The 17,829-nt window shown below is 37.4% G+C and carries 14 protein-coding genes; 12 read left to right on the top strand and 2 right to left on the bottom strand.

All coding sequences use genetic code 11. The features are described 5' to 3' along the window. The first annotated feature begins 43 nt into the window (after window positions 1-43). Window positions 44-1,939 (top strand): PrkA family serine protein kinase, encoded by a 1,896-nt coding sequence (locus tag BM121_RS02285; protein WP_091480587.1) that lies wholly within the window; start codon window positions 44-46, stop codon window positions 1,937-1,939. 79 nt (window positions 1,940-2,018) lie between these two features. Here BM121_RS02285 and panF read toward each other — a convergent pair whose 3' ends face one another. Further along, window positions 2,019-3,440 carry a sodium/pantothenate symporter gene (gene panF / locus BM121_RS02280; RefSeq protein ID WP_091480585.1) on the bottom strand — a complete coding sequence of 474 codons (1,422 nt, stop codon included), beginning with the start codon at window positions 3,438-3,440 and terminating at the stop codon, window positions 2,019-2,021. Beyond that, a complete protein-coding gene (locus BM121_RS02275) occupies window positions 3,437-3,712 on the bottom strand; it encodes a YhdT family protein (protein ID WP_091480582.1) in 276 nt (91 codons plus the stop codon). Before BM121_RS02275 ends, panF begins: the two co-directional genes overlap by 4 nt. Window positions 3,713-3,891: 179 nt before the next feature. Here BM121_RS02275 and BM121_RS02270 point away from each other — a divergent pair, with 179 nt between their 5' ends. The 11 genes from BM121_RS02270 to BM121_RS02220 all read left to right on the top strand — a co-directional run bounded on the left by BM121_RS02270 (window position 3,892) and on the right by BM121_RS02220 (window position 17,802). After that, window positions 3,892-4,482, top strand: coding sequence for a chromate transporter (locus BM121_RS02270; protein WP_091480579.1), 591 nt, complete (start codon window positions 3,892-3,894; stop codon window positions 4,480-4,482). Between the two features lie 11 nt (window positions 4,483-4,493). Further along, a complete protein-coding gene (locus BM121_RS02265; RefSeq protein WP_091480577.1) occupies window positions 4,494-5,030 on the top strand; it encodes a chromate transporter in 537 nt (178 codons plus the stop codon). 30 nt (window positions 5,031-5,060) lie between these two features. Beyond that, the gene (locus BM121_RS02260; RefSeq protein ID WP_091480574.1) at window positions 5,061-6,032 is read left to right on the top strand and encodes a formylglycine-generating enzyme family protein; all 972 of its coding nucleotides are present in this window, start codon (window positions 5,061-5,063) and stop codon (window positions 6,030-6,032) included. 158 nt (window positions 6,033-6,190) lie between these two features. Continuing rightward, complete coding sequence (locus BM121_RS02255) at window positions 6,191-7,369, top strand: ROK family transcriptional regulator (RefSeq protein WP_091480571.1); 1,179 nt, start codon at window positions 6,191-6,193, stop codon at window positions 7,367-7,369. A 253-nt stretch (window positions 7,370-7,622) separates the two neighbouring features. Continuing rightward, window positions 7,623-10,493, top strand: coding sequence for a 2-oxoglutarate dehydrogenase E1 component (locus BM121_RS02250; protein ID WP_091480569.1), 2,871 nt, complete (start codon window positions 7,623-7,625; stop codon window positions 10,491-10,493). Continuing rightward, window positions 10,480-11,748 carry a 2-oxoglutarate dehydrogenase complex dihydrolipoyllysine-residue succinyltransferase gene (gene odhB, locus BM121_RS02245; RefSeq protein ID WP_091480566.1) on the top strand — a complete coding sequence of 423 codons (1,269 nt, stop codon included), beginning with the start codon at window positions 10,480-10,482 and terminating at the stop codon, window positions 11,746-11,748. Before BM121_RS02250 ends, odhB begins: the two co-directional genes overlap by 14 nt. 686 nt (window positions 11,749-12,434) lie before the next feature. Then, complete coding sequence (locus BM121_RS02240; protein WP_091480564.1) at window positions 12,435-12,644, top strand: hypothetical protein; 210 nt, start codon at window positions 12,435-12,437, stop codon at window positions 12,642-12,644. Between the two features lie 100 nt (window positions 12,645-12,744). Next, window positions 12,745-13,902 carry a sporulation protein YhbH gene (gene yhbH / locus BM121_RS02235; protein ID WP_091480562.1) on the top strand — a complete coding sequence of 386 codons (1,158 nt, stop codon included), beginning with the start codon at window positions 12,745-12,747 and terminating at the stop codon, window positions 13,900-13,902. A gap of 185 nt (window positions 13,903-14,087) precedes the next feature. Further along, on the top strand, window positions 14,088-14,576 hold the full coding sequence (locus tag BM121_RS02230; RefSeq protein WP_091480560.1) for a DUF4367 domain-containing protein: 489 nt from the start codon (window positions 14,088-14,090) through the stop codon (window positions 14,574-14,576). Between the two features lie 119 nt (window positions 14,577-14,695). Beyond that, window positions 14,696-15,886 carry a NupC/NupG family nucleoside CNT transporter gene (locus BM121_RS02225; RefSeq protein WP_091480557.1) on the top strand — a complete coding sequence of 397 codons (1,191 nt, stop codon included), beginning with the start codon at window positions 14,696-14,698 and terminating at the stop codon, window positions 15,884-15,886. Window positions 15,887-16,191: 305 nt separating this feature from the next. Next, the gene (locus BM121_RS02220; protein ID WP_091480555.1) at window positions 16,192-17,802 is read left to right on the top strand and encodes a glycoside hydrolase family 43 protein; all 1,611 of its coding nucleotides are present in this window, start codon (window positions 16,192-16,194) and stop codon (window positions 17,800-17,802) included. Window positions 17,803-17,829: the final 27 nt, after the last annotated feature.

Raw genomic sequence — 17,829 nt, 5'->3', positions numbered from 1 at the left:
CTTTTATAGCATAGCGAGGTTTACATTATTGGGAGGTCGTTCTATGGATATCTTAAGAAGGGTGCAAGAATATCGTCAAACACAAGATGCCTTAAAATGGGAAGGTACATTTGCAGAGTATCTTGAACTGTTAAAAGAAAAACCATATCTTGCACAATCTGCTCATTCCCGAATATACCAGATGATACAAGAAGAAGGGATAGAAGAAGAAAACGGTGTACGAAAATATAACTTTTTCAGCGAGCAATTATTTGGGCTGGAAGAAGCATTAGAAAAGCTAGTTGAAGAATATTTTCACCCATCTGCTAAAAGATTAGATGTTAAAAAGCGGATTTTATTATTAATGGGACCAGTAAGTGGTGGGAAATCCACTTTAGTAACTTTATTAAAAAGAGGTTTAGAGCAATATACGTTGACTGATCGAGGTGCGGTGTATGCTATTAAAGATTGTCCTATGCATGAAAGCCCACTGCATCTTATTCCGGAACATTTGAGAGCTGATTTTGAAAAAGAGTATGGAATTAAAATTGAAGGAAGTTTATCTCCATTAAACAGGCTGCGACTGGAGGAGGAATACGGCGGCAAAATTGAAGACGTGAAAGTAGAGCGGATTTTTTTCTCAGAAGATAACCGGGTAGGGATTGGTACGTTTAGTCCATCTGATCCGAAATCACAGGATATTGCTGATCTGACTGGATCGATTGATTTTTCCACGATTGCCACGTATGGGTCAGAGTCAGACCCCCGAGCGTACCGCTTTGATGGAGAATTAAATAAGGCCAACCGTGGTTTGATGGAATTTCAGGAAATGCTCAAGTGTGATGAGAAATTTCTTTGGCATTTGCTCTCGCTAACACAGGAAGGCAACTTTAAAGCTGGTCGGTTTGCCTTGATTTCAGCGGATGAAATGATTGTTGCTCACACGAACGAATCAGAATACCGTTCTTTTATTTCCAACAAAAAGAATGAAGCATTGCACTCTAGAATGATCGTGATGCCCATTCCTTATAATTTAAAATTAGATCAAGAAGAACGAATATATCGAAAAATGATTGAAGAAAGTGATATTGAGGACTTTCACATCGCACCACATACATTGAAAGTAGCAGCGATGTTTACCATTCTAACAAGGTTAAAAGAATCCAAACAGAGCAATATCAGCATGCTGAAAAAACTTTATTTATATAATGATCAAGATGTCGAAGGATTTAGTGACCAAGATGTAAATGCGTTGAAGAAAGAATATGCTGATGAAGGCATGACAGGGATTGATCCTCGCTATGTTATCAATCGCATCTCATCGACCATTATTCGTAAAGAAATGCAAGCGATCAATGCACTTGATGTATTAAGATCATTAAAGGATGGTTTAGATGATCATCCTTCGATTACCAAAGAGCAGAAAGAAGACTATTTGGATTTTATATCAATTGCTCGTAAAGAATATGATGAACTGGCCAAAAAAGAAGTACAGAAAGCCTTTGTTTATTCCTATGAAGAGTCTGCCAAAACACTGATGGATAATTATTTAGATAATGTCGAAGCGTTCTGTAATAAAGCAAAATTACAGGATCCATTAACAGGAGAAGAAATGCATCCTGATGAAAAATTAATGCGCTCGATTGAAGAACAGATTGGTATTTCTGAAAACGCAAAGAAAGCATTCCGTGAAGAAATCTTAATCCGAATTTCAGCTTATGCAAGAAAAGGCAAAAAATTTGATTATCAATCACATGAACGCCTGCGTGAGGCAATTCAAAAGAAATTGTTTGCTGATCTGAAGGACATTGTCAAAATTACTACTTCCACCAAAACACCAGATGAGCAGCAGTTGAAGAAAATGAACGAAGTGGTGGCGACACTTGTGGAAGAGTATGGATATAATACACAGTCTGCTAATGATTTGTTGCGGTATGTTGGTAGTTTGTTAAATAGATAACAAGAAAATGACCTCCTACGTTTGGAGGTCATTTTTCCATTTTATAGGACGACTTTCGAAAGTGTCCAGATAAATTACACTATACTTTTTTTAAGCTCAAACTAACCCCGACGTATGCTATAAGAGAAATCCCTATCGATGACACCACTGCATGCATGCCAAAAGGTTCTGGATAAAATGCTTGAAACAAAATGTAAGAGCTAAAACCGGTGATAATCGCTGCGATTGCTCCATACTTGTTCCCTCTCTTCCAATAGATCCCCATAACAACTGGCCAGATAAAGGCTGCTTCCAACCCGCCAATTGTATACAAGTTAAGCCAAATAATTAAATCAGGCGGATGTATCGCGATTAAGTAAACAATGATCCCAAGAATAGCAGTTATGGTCATACTTAACTTGCGCACTTTTTTCCTAGGTGCATGTGGTTGTATATAATTGATATAGACGTCTTTAACAATGGTTGAGCTTACTAATAATAGTAAGGAGTCGACCGTCGACATGATTGCTGCGAGGGGTGCTGCTAACACAATTCCTGCTAACCAAGCCGGTAATACTTCTAAAGCAATTAGTGGTATCACCGTGTCAGCAACTTCTATGCCAGGCAAAATCGGACGAGCGAATACTCCGATTAAGTGCATGTTCAACATAATGATCCCAACAACGATAGTACCAATGATAAGTGCACGATGAAAAGATCTTGTGTTTTTATAGGACATTGCCCGGATCACAATTTGCGGTAAAGCTACGACCCCAACCCCAACCAATATCCAAAATGATGATACATATTGCGGTGATAAAGTTCCATCTGCCCCGTATGGTGTAATTAGATTTGGGTTCTCTGTACTAAGGTCAGTCATGATGGATGAAATTCCGCCTCCTGCAATAATAATGGATGTAAGCAGGATGACAGTTCCGATAAGCATAATCGTTCCTTGAATGGAATCTGTTAATGTTACGGCACGAAATCCACCGAATGTGACATAAACGAGTACGGTTAATACAAAAATAAGTAATGCAGAATGATAGGATAACCCGGTGATAGATTCGATTAATCGGCCTCCACCGATCCATTGAGCAGCCATGGCAGAAAATAAAAAGACAATAATACTAAATGAAGACAATAATACGACCCATTTGGATTGGTATCGTTCTTTTAAGAAGTCAACCATCGTGATTGCTTTATATTTTTTTGCTACAATGGCAAATCTTTTTCCGAGAATCATTAAGGTGAAATAACCTGTTGATACTTGGATAACGGATAATAACACCCAACCTAATCCTTCGTTGTATGCTACCCCAGGCCCGCCGATAAAACTGCTGGCGCTTCCGTATGTAGCAGTCATTGTCATCGCTAAGACGAAGCCGCCTAAACTGCGCCCCCCTAGGTAATAATCTTCCATAAAGGAAGCACTTGTATTGTTCGTTCTGCTTGCAAGTAAACCGATTAAAAAAATGATGGCAACGGAACTGAATAATGTGATTGTTGCTACTAAATTCATGATTGCTCGAACTCCTCATCATCAAATGGTATGTCAGTGAAAAAGAATTTCACGATAATAAATACCAGAATAGACATAATGATGATACCTGCAATGCAGCTGTAGAAAAACCATGCAGGAAATCCTAAAATATATTGATAATCAGCTGGATCCTTTTTCCCTAAGCCATACGCAAAGGCGAACCACCAGGTAAAATGAAATATTACTAAAATTACTCCGATAAGGGCTTCACGGTTGGCAATTTTAAAAGGATTTTTATCTAGTTCTTTCATTTAACATTCTCCTCCTAAAAATATTTCCTGTCTTAAAAGTAAATCATATCAGAGCTTTGGTGGCAACTTGGATTATTGTGAATCTAACAATTTTTATTATTACACCTACTTTTATCCAAAAAGAAATAAAGTGCGTTATAATCAAAATGGATAAAAGTTATTAGCAGAATGATGGGGGAATGTCATTGAAAACAAATCGGAAATACTTATTACAAATTTTTCTATCTTTTTTTAAAATAGGTCCGGTCACTTTTGGTGGCGGTTATGCCATGATTCCAATCATGGAAAAGGAAGTAGTAGAGAAAAGAAATTGGATCGATACCAAAGATATTTCAGAAATATTAGCCATTGCCCAGTCTGTACCAGGAGCAATAGCTATTAATTCTGCAACATTTATCGGATATCGTTTAGCCGGGACATTAGGTGCAATTATTGCGATGACAGCTGTTTTGCTACCAACATTCCTTATTGTTGTGGCGTTAAGTATACTTTTCATTTTTGTTCAGGATAATCCTTATGTGGAATCCGCATTCGTTGGAATTAGAGCAGCGATTGTAGGGATTATTGCGTTTGCTGCTTATAAAATAGGGATCACTGCCATTTATGACAAAACAACTCTTAGCATTATGATTATATCTACGGCCTTGTTGTTTTTTTTAGATATTCATCCTGTGCTAATTATCATAGTTGGAATAGGGATGAGCATACTCATTGTGAAAGTGAAAAGACTGTTAGGTTATACAATAAAATTAGAAAGAAATGATAAATAGGAGTGAATAACGTGGTACTTTTAGATTTGTTCTGGACTTTTTTATTGATTGGATCTGTTTCGTTTGGAGGCGGGTATGCGATGATTCCTGTAATAGAGATGGAAGTATCTCAACATGGATGGATGACAACACAAGAATTCACGGATGTTATTGCAGTCGCAGGAATGTCGCCCGGACCAATTGCTACAAATAGTGCCATTTTTGTCGGTTATCAAACAGCTGGTTTATCAGGTGCGATGGTATCAGCATTAGGTATGGTTATTCCCTCTCTGTTAATCATATTGGTTATTGCAGCATTCTTTTTTAAATTTAATGAGTTATATATTGTAAAATCAGCATTTTATGGCTTACGTCCTATTATTACAGGGTTAATTTTATATGCCGCTTTAACTTTTGCGATTACGAATAATGTGATCGGAGAATTATCCTGGCACACAGTTAGTTTGTTAATCATTTGCGGCTTTTCATTCTTTGCATTAATGAAATTACGTCTGCACCCAATTTTTGTGATTGTTTTAGCGGGCGTATGTGGAATCGTGTTATACTAAGATTAATTTTTAGGAAAGTGAGGGCTATCTATGGAAGATAAAAAACCAAGTTGTTGTCAAGTAAGTAGAGCAGACTTTATGTCATTTGGTAATAAAGAGGAAGGTCAAACCATCAACAAAAAAGATTCCAGTTTTGACCACAATATGGTTTTATTAGATGGTGGCGAGTTTTTGATGGGTACTGATGATGAAGAGGGTTTTCAAACAGATGGAGAAGGCCCCGTCCAAAAAGTAAAGATATCTCCTTTTTATATAGATGTTCATGCCGTGACAAATAAACAATTCAAAGAGTTTATTGATGATACGGGATATAAAACAGAAGCAGAGCAATATGGTTGGTCTTTTGTATTTTATCAATTTATCTCCAAGGAATTTCCGGGCAAATTACAACAAGTCCCACAAACACCATGGTGGTTTGCAACAGAACAAGCATATTGGTTCCAACCAGAAGGAATCGGATCCACTATCAAAGACCGTATGGATCATCCTGTCATACATGTGTCTTGGACCGATGCTGTGGCATATTGTAAGTGGGCAGGGAAAAGGCTGCCGACAGAAAAAGAATGGGAGTATGCGGCAAGAGGTGGTTTAGAACAGAAGACATTCCCTTGGGGGGATGAATTAACACCTAATGGGGAGCACTACTGTAATATATGGCAGGGTGAGTTTCCGCGTCATAATACAAAAGACGATGGATATATTGGTACAGCACCTGCAAAATCGTTTCCACCCAATGGATATGGATTACATAATGTTTCCGGCAACGTATGGGAATGGTGTGCAGATAGTTTCGAAGTCGACCGAAATGGGAAAATAGACCAGGATTTTGTGAATGGTAATATGTCCAAAGTCATGCGGGGTGGCTCGTATTTATGTCATAAATCTTATTGCAACCGGTACAGAGTGGCAGCTAGAAGCTCCAATACAGTCGATAGCTCTTCAGGTAACATTGGTTTTCGATGTGTGCAGGATTTAAGTGAAAATACATTTATCAGAACTTAAAAATCAAATTCCAGAACAAATCGATCTAACTGTTAGAGGTGGATCTAGATTAACGAAATGAATCAGGTTTGACAACTATTGATATTAAAATGGGTGAACTCTGAACTCCTTTTCCAAAATATCAACAAACCTATAGCAAAAGTAAAGGAGCGAAATTCGTGTTAAAGTACTGTTTAGAACAAACTTCAACCAAGTATATGGGAATGAAACAAGTCTATCAATATATCCACGAGAACGGACCTATTACAAAGGCTCAGTTAGTTGACAAAATGCAGATGAAGCAAACTACAGTAAATCGATATTTAGAGAATTTATTATCTGACAATATTATTAAAATTAGTCACTATCAAGAATCTTCTGGCGGTAGGCCACCAGCTTTATTTGAAATGGAGCCAAATGCGGGTTATATCATAGGTGTAGAATTATCTCGAATTGAATCATCTATTACATTAGTGAATATGTCATTTGAGATCATCGAAAGTTATACCTTTGTAATGACAGAGAGGCATACGCCTTCCTATACTATTCCGATTATAATAAAGAAAATCGAACACTTTATTGAAAAATATAACATATCTGATGATTTTCTCCTCGGTATAGGCATTGGCACGGTAGGACCCTTAGACCGAGAAAATGGGGTTATCCTTGATCCGAATGCATTTATTGCAAAAGGGTGGAAAGATATCTCTATCATAGAAGAGTTAAAAAAAATAAAAACAGATAAAATTTTGCTAGAAAATGGTGCAAATGTTGCTACATTGCATTCAGCTATAAAAGATAATACGAAAGATAAAACGATTCTTTATTGTATAAGTGGTCGAGGTTTGAGGTGTGGTGTACTGGCAGATGGGCATATTTTGAAGAATAAAACAGGTGATGCAAGTTCTTTTGGTGAAATGATCATTGATGTGAAAAATCAAAGATCACTTACTTCGTGTATATCTTATGACTACTTGTTAAAAGAAGTAAATAAGCGTTATCTTGATAACGAACTTTCTGAGTATTTTGATGTGGATGGTAACCAAAGGGAATTAATGGATCAATTAATGGATTCATTAGCAAATGAAAACAAAATAGTACGAGAGGTTGTGCTGGAATCAGCTCAAATGTATGGAGTTGGCATTGCAAATATCATCAATATATTGCATCCAGATCAAGTCGTTTTAAGTAGTGAACTCGTGAAAGCTTATCCACCCTATTATGAAAAAATAGTAGAATCAGCAAAAGAATATATCTATCGAATGGATCGAGAACCTATCCATTTTTTAAAAGAAAGTAGAAGTGAACGTACCATATCTATAGGTGCTGCTGTGTTAATTTTTCAATCCTATTTTTAACATTAAAATATTAGTAGTGTCTATTTGATGTAAGCATTCTCATCAACGATCGTAGTGTGCCTTTTAACGCATAAACACTAGCTTTTTTAAGCTTTTTTGATATGAATGAAACTTTTCCGAAAAATCGTCACTTATATGTTGTTTCCCTAGGTAAAATAGGTTATATTTATTGATGTAATGTTTTACTCATTACAACATTTGGATGGGAGTTTAGTTTAGCAGGAGAAAGTGACTTCTAATGGGGGTATAAGACGTGACACAGCAGGAATCCAGTGAGAGATTCTGGAAAAAATTTTACGGTCCTAATATGGGCTATGTACAAGAGCAGTATGAACTTTATTTGGAAAACAGAGACTCTGTCGATCCATCCCTGAAAGAAATGTTCGACCAGTACGGAGCTCCAAAAGAATTAATTGAAGGACAGCAAGCAGAGGTAGCAAGTAGTAAAGGCTTATCATCTGATATAAGTGCGAAACAATTAACCTCAGCAATTAAGCTTGTTGAGGCTATTCGTCGTTATGGTCATTTGAAAGCTGAAATTTACTCTGTAGGATCAGGTATATCGAGTGACACCACTCTTGTTGATCCAAGTTATTACAACCTTAGTAAAGACATTTTGGAAGCGATTCCGGCTGAGTGGGTTTGGGATACCACTGTTCAAGGGGTTAACAACGCGCAAGAAGTCGTTGATTATTTGTTAGCTCAGTATGCAGGAACGATTTCATTTGAGTACGATCATGTACACAATGACAAAGAACGCTTGTGGTTTCAGGAAAATATTGAGTCAGGTAAGTATCGTTTTCCTTTCTCAAAAAATGAAAAAAAAGAACTACTTGGAAAGATAGTTGATGTAGAAGGTTTTGAAAATTTCTTAGCTAAAACATTTGTAGCTCAGAAACGTTTTTCTATTGAAGGTTTGGAAATGATGGTTCCTGTTTTAGATCGTATGGTTCAAAATTCCTTCTATGATGAAACAGAAGAAATACTGATGGGAATGGCTCACCGAGGTAGATTGAGTGTACTAACCAATATTTTGGGTAAGCCATTTGATAAATTATTTTCTGAGTTTCATCCGTCAGCAGATAAGGAATTAGTACCATCCTCACCAGGTTCCAGAGCCATTACTTATGGATGGACTGGGGATGTGAAATATCACTTTGGTGCAAAACGAGATCTCGGGGAAGAAAAACCATCACCAACAAAGATTACTTTAGCACACAACCCTTCACACTTGGAGTTTGTTAACCCGGTTGTAGAAGGTTTTACAAGAGCAGCACAAGATTTTCGTTTCCAAAAAGGTAGTCCGGAACTAAATGTGAACAAAGCGTTTAGTATTTTGATTCACGGTGATGCTGCGTTTATTGGTGAGGGTGTCGTAGCAGAGACCTTTAACTTAAGTGCTTTAGAAGGTTACCGAACAGGTGGAACAATGCATATTATTGCCAATAACCTGGTTGGTTTTACAACGGGCCAACGACAAGGACGTTCTACCAGATATGCAAGTGACTTAGCTAAAGGTTTTGAAGTACCCATTATCCATGTAAATGCAGATGATCCTGAAGCTTGTATTTCAGCAGCAACATTAGCATATGATTATCGGAAAAAATTCCAAAAGGATGTCTTAATTGATTTAGTTGGTTATCGCCGTTATGGTCATAATGAAATGGATGAACCACGAGCAACACAACCTAAACTGTACAATTCAATCGATCAACATCCTTCTTGTGCTCATGTTTATGCTAAACGACTACAAGAAGAAGGAATTTTAGCAGAAAATACTTTTGAAGAAATGAAAGATGCTGTTTTTAATAAATTACAAGGCATTTATGATGATATGACAGAAAGTGTTAATGAAAATCCGGAAGCATTGCCGGTACCACAGGCACTGCGTAACGGGTTGAGTGACATCGAAACATCAGTACCGAAGGATGTATTGCTTTCTCTTAATAAAGGTCTATTAAAACGACCAGAAGGTTTCCAATCCTATAAGAAGCTCGAAAAGATATTATCAAAGCGTCATAACACTTTTGAAAAAGAAGAAAAAGCCGATTGGGCAGTTGCAGAAGCACTAGCATATGCTTCGATTTTACAAGATGGTATTCCAATTCGTATGACAGGACAGGATACAGAGCGTGGAACATTTGCACATCGCCACTTAATGTTACACGATGTGGAATCAAGTGATACGTATTGTCCGATGCATGGATTGGATGAAGCAAAAGCAACATTTGATATTCACAACAGTCCATTATCAGAAATTGCTGTGCTTGGATTTGAATACGGTTATAGTGTAAAAGCACCAAAAACGCTTGTTATTTGGGAGGCACAATTCGGTGACTTTGCCAACGCAGGTCAGGTAATTTTTGATCAATTTATCTCGTCTGGCCGTGCGAAGTGGGATGAACGTTCTAATATGGTTATGTTATTACCACATGGTTATGAAGGGCAAGGACCGGAACACTCTAGTGGAAGAGCGGAGAGATTCTTAACCATGGCAGCAGAAAATAACTGGATTGTAGCTAATGTTACAACCAGTGCACAATTCTTCCATTTATTAAGACGTCAAGCAGCGTTAGTGGATAGTGAAGCAGCTCGTCCGTTAATTGTTTTAACACCGAAGAGCTTGCTACGCAGTCCGCGAGTAGTATCAACAATAGATGAGTTTACGAATGATAAATTTCATACATTAATTCCACAACCAGGCTTGGATTTAACATCCAAAAAAGCTAAGCGCCTATTAATTGGTACAGGGAAAGTAATGGTAGATATTCAAGAGAAAATGAGCGAAAGCCCAGAAAAATATGAAGATATTCATATTGTTCGCTTAGAGCAAATCTATCCATTCCCTGAAAAGAAAATTCAAGAGGTCATGGATGGAAGTCCTAAATTGGAAGAAGTGGTATGGGTACAAGAAGAACCACGAAATATGGGTGCATGGAATTTTGTGAAAGAACTACTTTACAAAATGCTTGAAGATACGAAATTAGAATTACACTATATTGGACGTCCAGAACGTTCGTCACCATCCGTAGGGGACCCACACATTCATAAAGCAGAACAAAGACGCATAGTAAAAAAAGCATTAGAGCTGTCTGAAGGAGGAGAAACCAATGAAGGAAATTAAAGTCCCAGAATTAGCAGAATCTATTACGGAAGGTACAATAGCAGAGTGGCTAGTTAGTGAGGGTGATTCCGTCGAGAAAGGTGATCCGATCTGTGAACTAGAAACTGATAAAGTTAATGTAGAAGTTAACGCTGATAATTCAGGTGTAATTGCTGAATTTGCAAAAAATGAAGGCGATGATGTAGAAGTTGGAGAAGTTATTGCGAAGATAGATGAGAATGGTGAAGCTGGTGGAGGTTCTGCAGAAAGCTCTGACGATAAAGAAGAATCAAAAGAAGAAGAGAAAAAAGAAGAGCCGAAGAAAGAAGAACCAGCTAGTAAAGAAGCGACTGAACCGAAAAAAGCAGGAAAAGAACAAAAAGTTGTCGCATCCCCAGCAGCTAGAAAACGCGCTCGTGAATTAGGCATTGATCTGAACGATATTACATCGACAGATCCGTTGGGTCGCATTCGCCCTGAAGATGTGGAGAACTCAGCTAAACCTGCAAAAGCAGAAAAGAAACCTAATGATGAAAACAAAGATAAGTCTTCTAACTCACAACAAGCGTTTGATAAACCGGTAGAGCGTGAAAAAATGACTCGCCGTCGTCAAACGATTGCGAAGCACCTTGTGGATGCACAACAAACAGCAGCAATGCTTACAACGTTTAACGAAGTAGATATGACAGCAGTTATGAAACTACGTAGTGAACGTAAAGAGAAGTTTTTAGAAAAACACGGCATTAAACTGGGCTTTATGTCATTCTTTACCAAAGCAGTAGTTAGTGCATTGAAAGAGTTCCCTTATCTAAATGCTGAGATTCAGGGAAAAGAAATTATTAAGAAGAAATTCTATGATATCGGTATTGCTGTATCAACAGATGATGGTTTAGTTGTTCCAGTAGTACGTGATGCAGATCGTTTAGACTTTGCAGGTATTGAATCTGATATTGCTGATTTAGGTACCAAAGCCAAAAATAAGGAACTGCAAATTGGTGACTTACAGGGTGGCTCCTTTACGATTACAAACGGTGGTATTTTTGGATCACTATTATCTACACCAATTCTAAACTCACCACAAGTTGGTATTTTAGGAATGCACACGATTCAAAAACGTCCGATAGTAATGCCGGATGATTCAATTGAGGTTCGTCCGATAATGAATATCGCACTATCTTACGACCACCGTATCGTGGACGGAAAAGATGCAGTAAAATTCCTTGTACGTGTAAAACAACTACTAGAAGATCCATATGACCTATTATTAGAAGGTTAAAATCAAAAGCACTCATCATTTTAAAATGGTGGGTGCTTTTAACGTAGAGCACGTAAAACATAAACTGCGCAGTAACTTATTGTGTGGATTTACTTTCTTCCACCTTTTTGATGGTGAGTGCAGGGATACGCTTCAGCAGAATACTTCGCTTTCCACGGGCACGGCCTTAGCCTCCTCAGAAAACCAAGTACGTTTTCTTGCGGGGTCTTCGGCTCGCGCTGTTCCCGTAGGAGTCTACGTATCTTGCCTCCGCTTTGCGTAGTGTTCTGATTATCGAAAGAAGAGAACTATGGAATGATATTCTATGGATTTCTTCTTGCATGATACGAAATGCACACTAAGCTGCGGAAAAACACTCCCTTTCACCAAGGGCACAAGTGGCAACATCTACTCAAGCAAAAATCGCTTTCATAGTGTCTTCTATGCCGTCGGGGAACGCTTCAGCCAGGGGACTACTTGAATAAATTCTTTGTTCCCTTGCGCCAAGGAAGCATACTACGAAGCGTTGCTAGAAGACACAGGCGCATCATGGGGGTCTTCAGACTATTCCTTTCCCACAGGATTGTCGTATTTTTCCGCAGCTTCGTATGGTTTTCTGATTAAGTGAGAAAAGATCCACGAGATGGATTTTACCCTTTCAATCATCAGAAAATCATTATCAGCGTAGGCAGAATACGGAGACTCCTGTGGGAACAGCGCGAGCTGAAGATCCACTTGGTAAAGTGATTTTCTTTACCAAGTTAGCTGAAGCCGTGCCCGCGGAAAGCGAAGTGTTCTGCCGTAGCGTATCCATGTACATATCTTTAATCAGAATGGAAGGAAACTTTAATACAGACATTTTCACTGTTGCGCAGTTTGTATCTACTAGGGTAAGTTTCTTTATGCACCATTGGTAAAGTAGTTATATTTTAAATGATTTAATTTCTGCCAAAAATACTTAATCATTCTCTCTTTCGTTGCATACAATAAAATAATACAAGCGAAGGAGGGGAATTGATGACTGATGTTAACTTTGTGATCGCAGAGGAAGATTGGTCCCTCCATCGAAAAGGGTTTGATGATCAAAAACGACATCAAGACAAAATAAAGGAAGTAATTAAAAAGAAACTACCTGACATTGTTAGTGAAGAAAGTATTATTATGTCTCGGGGAAAAGAAATTATTCGGATCCCGATACGCTCCTTAGACGAATATAAAATACGCTACAGTCAATCTAAAAACAAACATGTAGGGCAAGGAAACGGAGAAAGTGAGGTAGGGGATGTCGTTGCTCAAGACCCACAACAACAAGCCAAAAAGGGGCAAAAAGGTGAGAAAGCGGGAAATCAACCTGGAGTAGACTATTATGAGGCTGAAGTAGATTTTGAGGAAGTAGAGGAAGCATTCTTTTCACAGCTTGAATTGCCCAATTTGATGGAGAAAGAACAAGATAATATTACGATTACTGACGTGGAATTTCGTGATATACGTAAAAAGGGTTTAATAGGAAACATTGATAAGAAAAGAACGATGCTGGCATCTTACCGAAGAAATGCATTAGAAGGAACTCCTTCTTTTGCCCCCATTTATCCAGATGATTTACGTTACAAAACATGGGATAATATTGAAAAACCAGAATCAAAAGCAGTTGTGTTAGCAATGATGGATACTAGCGGATCGATGGGGCAATTCGAAAAATATGTTGCCCGCAGTTTTTACTTTTGGATGGTACGTTTTTTACGAAAAAAATATGAAACAGTCGATGTTGAATTTATCGCCCACCACACAGAAGCAAAGGTTGTAGATGAAGAATCCTTTTTTACCAAAGGAGAAAGTGGCGGAACAATCTGTTCTTCCGCATACCGCAAAGCGTTGGAACTGGTGAATGAGAAATATCCAGCGAGTCGTTATAATATTTACCCTTTTCATTTTTCAGATGGTGATAATTTAACTTCTGATAACCGGAGATCATTACAAGCTGTTAATGAATTGTTAGAGAGTGCAAGTATGTTTTGTTATGGAGAGGTCAATCAATACAATCGGTATTCCACATTAACGCAAGCGTTCAAAGAGGTTGATCATCCACGTTTCAAACAATTTGTTTTGAAAAATAGAGAAGATGTTTTTTACGCCATGAAGCACTTCTTCCATAAAAGTAACGTCGATGCTAAATAGTATCGGCGTTTTTTTACTTGGAGGAAAAATTGTTACGTATCAACAATTTTTTAGGTAAATATGACTGGAAATGTTATAATAAGTGCGATAAGTTAACAAATTATTAAGATGTTTACATTATTGAAACTTATTACTCTTAAAAATCGTCTAATAGTATACGAATTAATTTATGGAGGCAGACAAGTATGAAGTTTTTTCAGCACGTAATAACAGCAAGTATAATACTTTTCTTCTTAATAGGATGCAATACACAATCCGCTATACCAGAGGGCTTTTATTCCTATGAAAAAGGGAAAGTGGAAAAAGCTATGGAGAACTTAGATTTTAGCGCAGAATTGCCATCTTATGTTCCAATTGCTGCTGAGATACTTGTCACCGATCGTTTTAATTTGAATGAACTTAATAATGAAGCATTTGATATTACCATGTTCACTGAAGATAACGACATCTTTACGATACAATTGATTAACGGAGAATTAGACCAAGATAAAAGTGATTTTGAAACAATTTCTTTAGGTAATTCATTGGAAGGTTATTATCAAGATCAACCATATTCTCAAACTTTGTATTGGGAAAAAGCTGGCATTACCTATCAAATTATTTATCGACCAAATGAAGAGTCGCTTTCAGAAAAAGAATTAGTACAAGTAGCGAAATCTTTTCAATCTTCTTAATTTTTAGACTTTTATTAATACTCCCACAAGAAACCATTTTCATGCTAAAATAAAGTGTAATTCTACAGGTGATTGGGTATGGTAGAAATAATAGTGTATTTTAAGAAGGAGGAAAACTTGTGGGAATTTTATTAGGACTTTTAGCAATCATTATTGTACTAGCTATCGCGTATGCGATGTCAAATGATCGTAAAAATGTCAATTTTGTAGGAATCGGACTTATGCTTTTAGCACAAGTTCTAACTACTTGGTTTATGTTTATGACACCAATAGGTGAGAAAATTATTAATTTTATTGCAGACGTTTTCAATAAATTAATTGAATTTGCTAACGAAGGTGTTGCCTTTGTATTAGGTGGAGTCGCTATTGAAGAAGGTGGATCTGTATTCTTTTTCAATGTGTTATTGATTATTATTTTCTTTTCAACTTTATTATCCGTACTTACTTATTTGAAAATCCTACCATTAATTATTAAATATATTGGCTGGGCAATTTCGAAAATTACTGGATTACCGAAAGTAGAATCCTTTAATGCTGTAAACAGTATGTTTTTTGGTCAATCTGAAGCAATTATTGCGATTAAATCTCAGTTTCACCATTTGAATAATAATCGTCTTTATATTGTAAGTGCTTCAGCAATGGGGTCTGTATCAGCATCCATTATTGGTGCTTACATGCAAATGCTTCCTGCACAATTTGTGTTAGTGGCTATTCCATTGAATATGTTCAGTTCACTCATTATCGCTTCTCTTATTGCACCAGTAAAAGTGGACGATGAGAACGATGAAGTGGATGTTAAGAACGTTTCTGATTCCAAAAGCTTTTTTGAAGCAATGGGGAATGGTGCGTTAGATGGTGGTAAAATAGCACTAATCGTAGCAGCTATGTTAATTGCCTTTATTGCAGCATTGGAATTAGTAAACTGGGTCATTGCAGCTGCTTTCGCAGGTATAACTTTACAGGAAATTTTAGGTTATGTACTTGCTCCAATCGGTTTCTTGATGGGTATCGCACCTGGTGAAGTAATTCAAGCAGGTGGTATTATGGGGACGAAGATCATTACAAACGAATTCGTAGCCATGCTAGAATTAGAACCATTAATTGGTGAATTATCAGAAAAAACAGTAGGTGTTGTTTCTGTATTCCTTACAAGTTTTGCTAACTTCTCCTCTATTGGTATAATCGCAGGTACTGTACAAGGGATTAATCGTGAGAAAGGTGCAACCGTATCTAAGTTTGGTATGAAGCTTTTGATTGGTGCAACTTTAGGTTCTATCCTATCCGCAACCATAGCAGGTCTATTCTTATAGGATGAAAAAAGTCAGGTATATTGCCTGACTTTTTTTATGAAGCAAGAAAGTATGTCAGTCCGCACAAATAATAAAATACGTAGTAATCTTAGCGAAATTTTGCTTCGTTCATAGAGTACCGATCGGCAGAATACTTCGCTTTCACCTAAGGGACAGGGGAGTTACTAAAGCCTGAATTCATTCAAGTTCTCATCAAAAAATATTTATAAAAACTTAGTTTATCCATTATACTTTGTGTGGGTTTTATGCTATACTATTCATTGTGAAATAATCAAGCGTTTACAAAACAAAGCAGGGGTGAAATAATGGCTACAATTCAAAATCCAATTTTAACAGGTTTTAATCCAGATCCAAGTATGTGTAGGGTGGGGGAAGACTATTATATCGCTGTTTCTACATTCGAATGGTTTCCTGGAGTAGGTATTTACCATTCTAAAGATCTAAAAAACTGGCGCTTAGCATCAAGACCACTTAATAGACTTAGTCAATTAAATATGAAGGGTAACCCTAACTCTGGTGGTATTTGGGCACCACAGATATCGTATCATGATGGTCAATTCTATTTAATTTACACGGATGTCAAAGTTGTAAACGGTAACTGGAAGGATTCTCACAACTATTTAGCAACATGTGCCACGATTGATGGTGAATGGTCAGATCCAATTTACTTAAACAGTTCAGGCTTTGACCCATCACTATTCCATGATGATGATGGAAAAAAATATTTGGTAAACATGAAGTGGGATCACCGTGTTGGACACCATAACTTTTATGGGATCGTTTTACAGGAATATGATCACGGACAACAAAAGCTCGTTGGTAAATCGCAAGTCATTTTTAAAGGGACTGATATTAAACTAACAGAGGCACCACACTTATATAAATGGAATGGCTACTATTATCTATTAACAGCTGAGGGTGGTACAAAATTCGATCATTGTGCAACCATCGCACGTTCGAAAGAGCTTACCGGACCATATGAAGTCCATCCGGACAATCCACTTATCACATCTTGGCCATATCCGAGAAATCCGTTACAAAAAGCAGGACATGCGTCGATTGTTCAGACACATACTGATGAATGGTTTCTTGTACATTTAACTGGTCGTGTTTTACCGAAGGATGGACAACCATTATTAGATCCACGCGGGTTTTGTCCATTAGGTCGTGAAACCGCAATTCAACGAATAGAGTGGAAGGATGATTGGCCGTATGTTGTTGGTGGAAACCAACCTTCATTAGAAATCGAAGGACCAAAAATCGAGGAAGTAAAATGGGATCCTGATTATCCGACAAAAGATGATTTTGACGTAGATGAATTAAACCTTCATTTCCAAAGCTTACGTATTCCATTAGGAGAAGATATAGTCTCCTTGAAAGATAATCCTAGTCATTTACGCTTATATGGTAGAGAATCACTTACTTCGTTATTTACACAATCTTTTATCGCAAGACGTTGGCAACACTTTAACTTCAGAGCGGAAACAAAAGTAGCTTTCCAACCGGAAGACTTCCAACATTCGGCAGGTCTGGTGAATTACTATAATACTGAAAATTGGACTTCTTTCCAAATCACATGGCATGAAGAAAAAGGCCGTATCCTGGAATTAGCGACTTGCGATAATACGACTTTCGGACAGCCAATTAATGGAAACGAAATTGAAGTTCCAGAGGATGTAGAATATGTGTACCTACGTGTGGACGTAAAAACTTCTATTTATACGTATGCTTATTCATTCGATGGAGACACGTGGCATACAGTGCCGGTTGAATTCGAATCATACAAACTATCAGACGATTATATCCAAGGCGGTGGATTCTTTACAGGTGCATTTGTAGGTATGCAATGTCAGGATACATCTGGCCAAAATAAACACGCAGATTTCGATTATTTTATATATGATCCACAAGAATAAAAAAAGTCTCTATCTTAAAAATAATTC

The organism is Gracilibacillus orientalis (assembly GCF_900114645.1).
GTDB classification, from domain to species: Bacteria; Bacillota; Bacilli; order Bacillales; family Amphibacillaceae; genus Gracilibacillus; species Gracilibacillus orientalis.
The sequence above is the reverse complement of the archived record's forward strand: the minus strand, read 5'-3'. Positions and strand labels throughout refer to the sequence as shown.

Coding starts and splice junctions, on each gene's coding strand:
- BM121_RS02285 (WP_091480587.1), top strand. CDS start 44: ATGGATATCTTAAGAAGGGTGCAAGAATATCGTCAAACACAAGATGCC.
- panF (WP_091480585.1), bottom strand. CDS start 3,440: ATGAATTTAGTAGCAACAATCACATTATTCAGTTCCGTTGCCATCATT.
- BM121_RS02275 (WP_091480582.1), bottom strand. CDS start 3,712: ATGAAAGAACTAGATAAAAATCCTTTTAAAATTGCCAACCGTGAAGCC.
- BM121_RS02270 (WP_091480579.1), top strand. CDS start 3,892: ATGTCATTGAAAACAAATCGGAAATACTTATTACAAATTTTTCTATCT.
- BM121_RS02260 (WP_091480574.1), top strand. CDS start 5,061: ATGGAAGATAAAAAACCAAGTTGTTGTCAAGTAAGTAGAGCAGACTTT.
- odhB (WP_091480566.1), top strand. CDS start 10,480: ATGAAGGAAATTAAAGTCCCAGAATTAGCAGAATCTATTACGGAAGGT.
- yhbH (WP_091480562.1), top strand. CDS start 12,745: ATGACTGATGTTAACTTTGTGATCGCAGAGGAAGATTGGTCCCTCCAT.
- BM121_RS02230 (WP_091480560.1), top strand. CDS start 14,088: ATGAAGTTTTTTCAGCACGTAATAACAGCAAGTATAATACTTTTCTTC.
- BM121_RS02220 (WP_091480555.1), top strand. CDS start 16,192: ATGGCTACAATTCAAAATCCAATTTTAACAGGTTTTAATCCAGATCCA.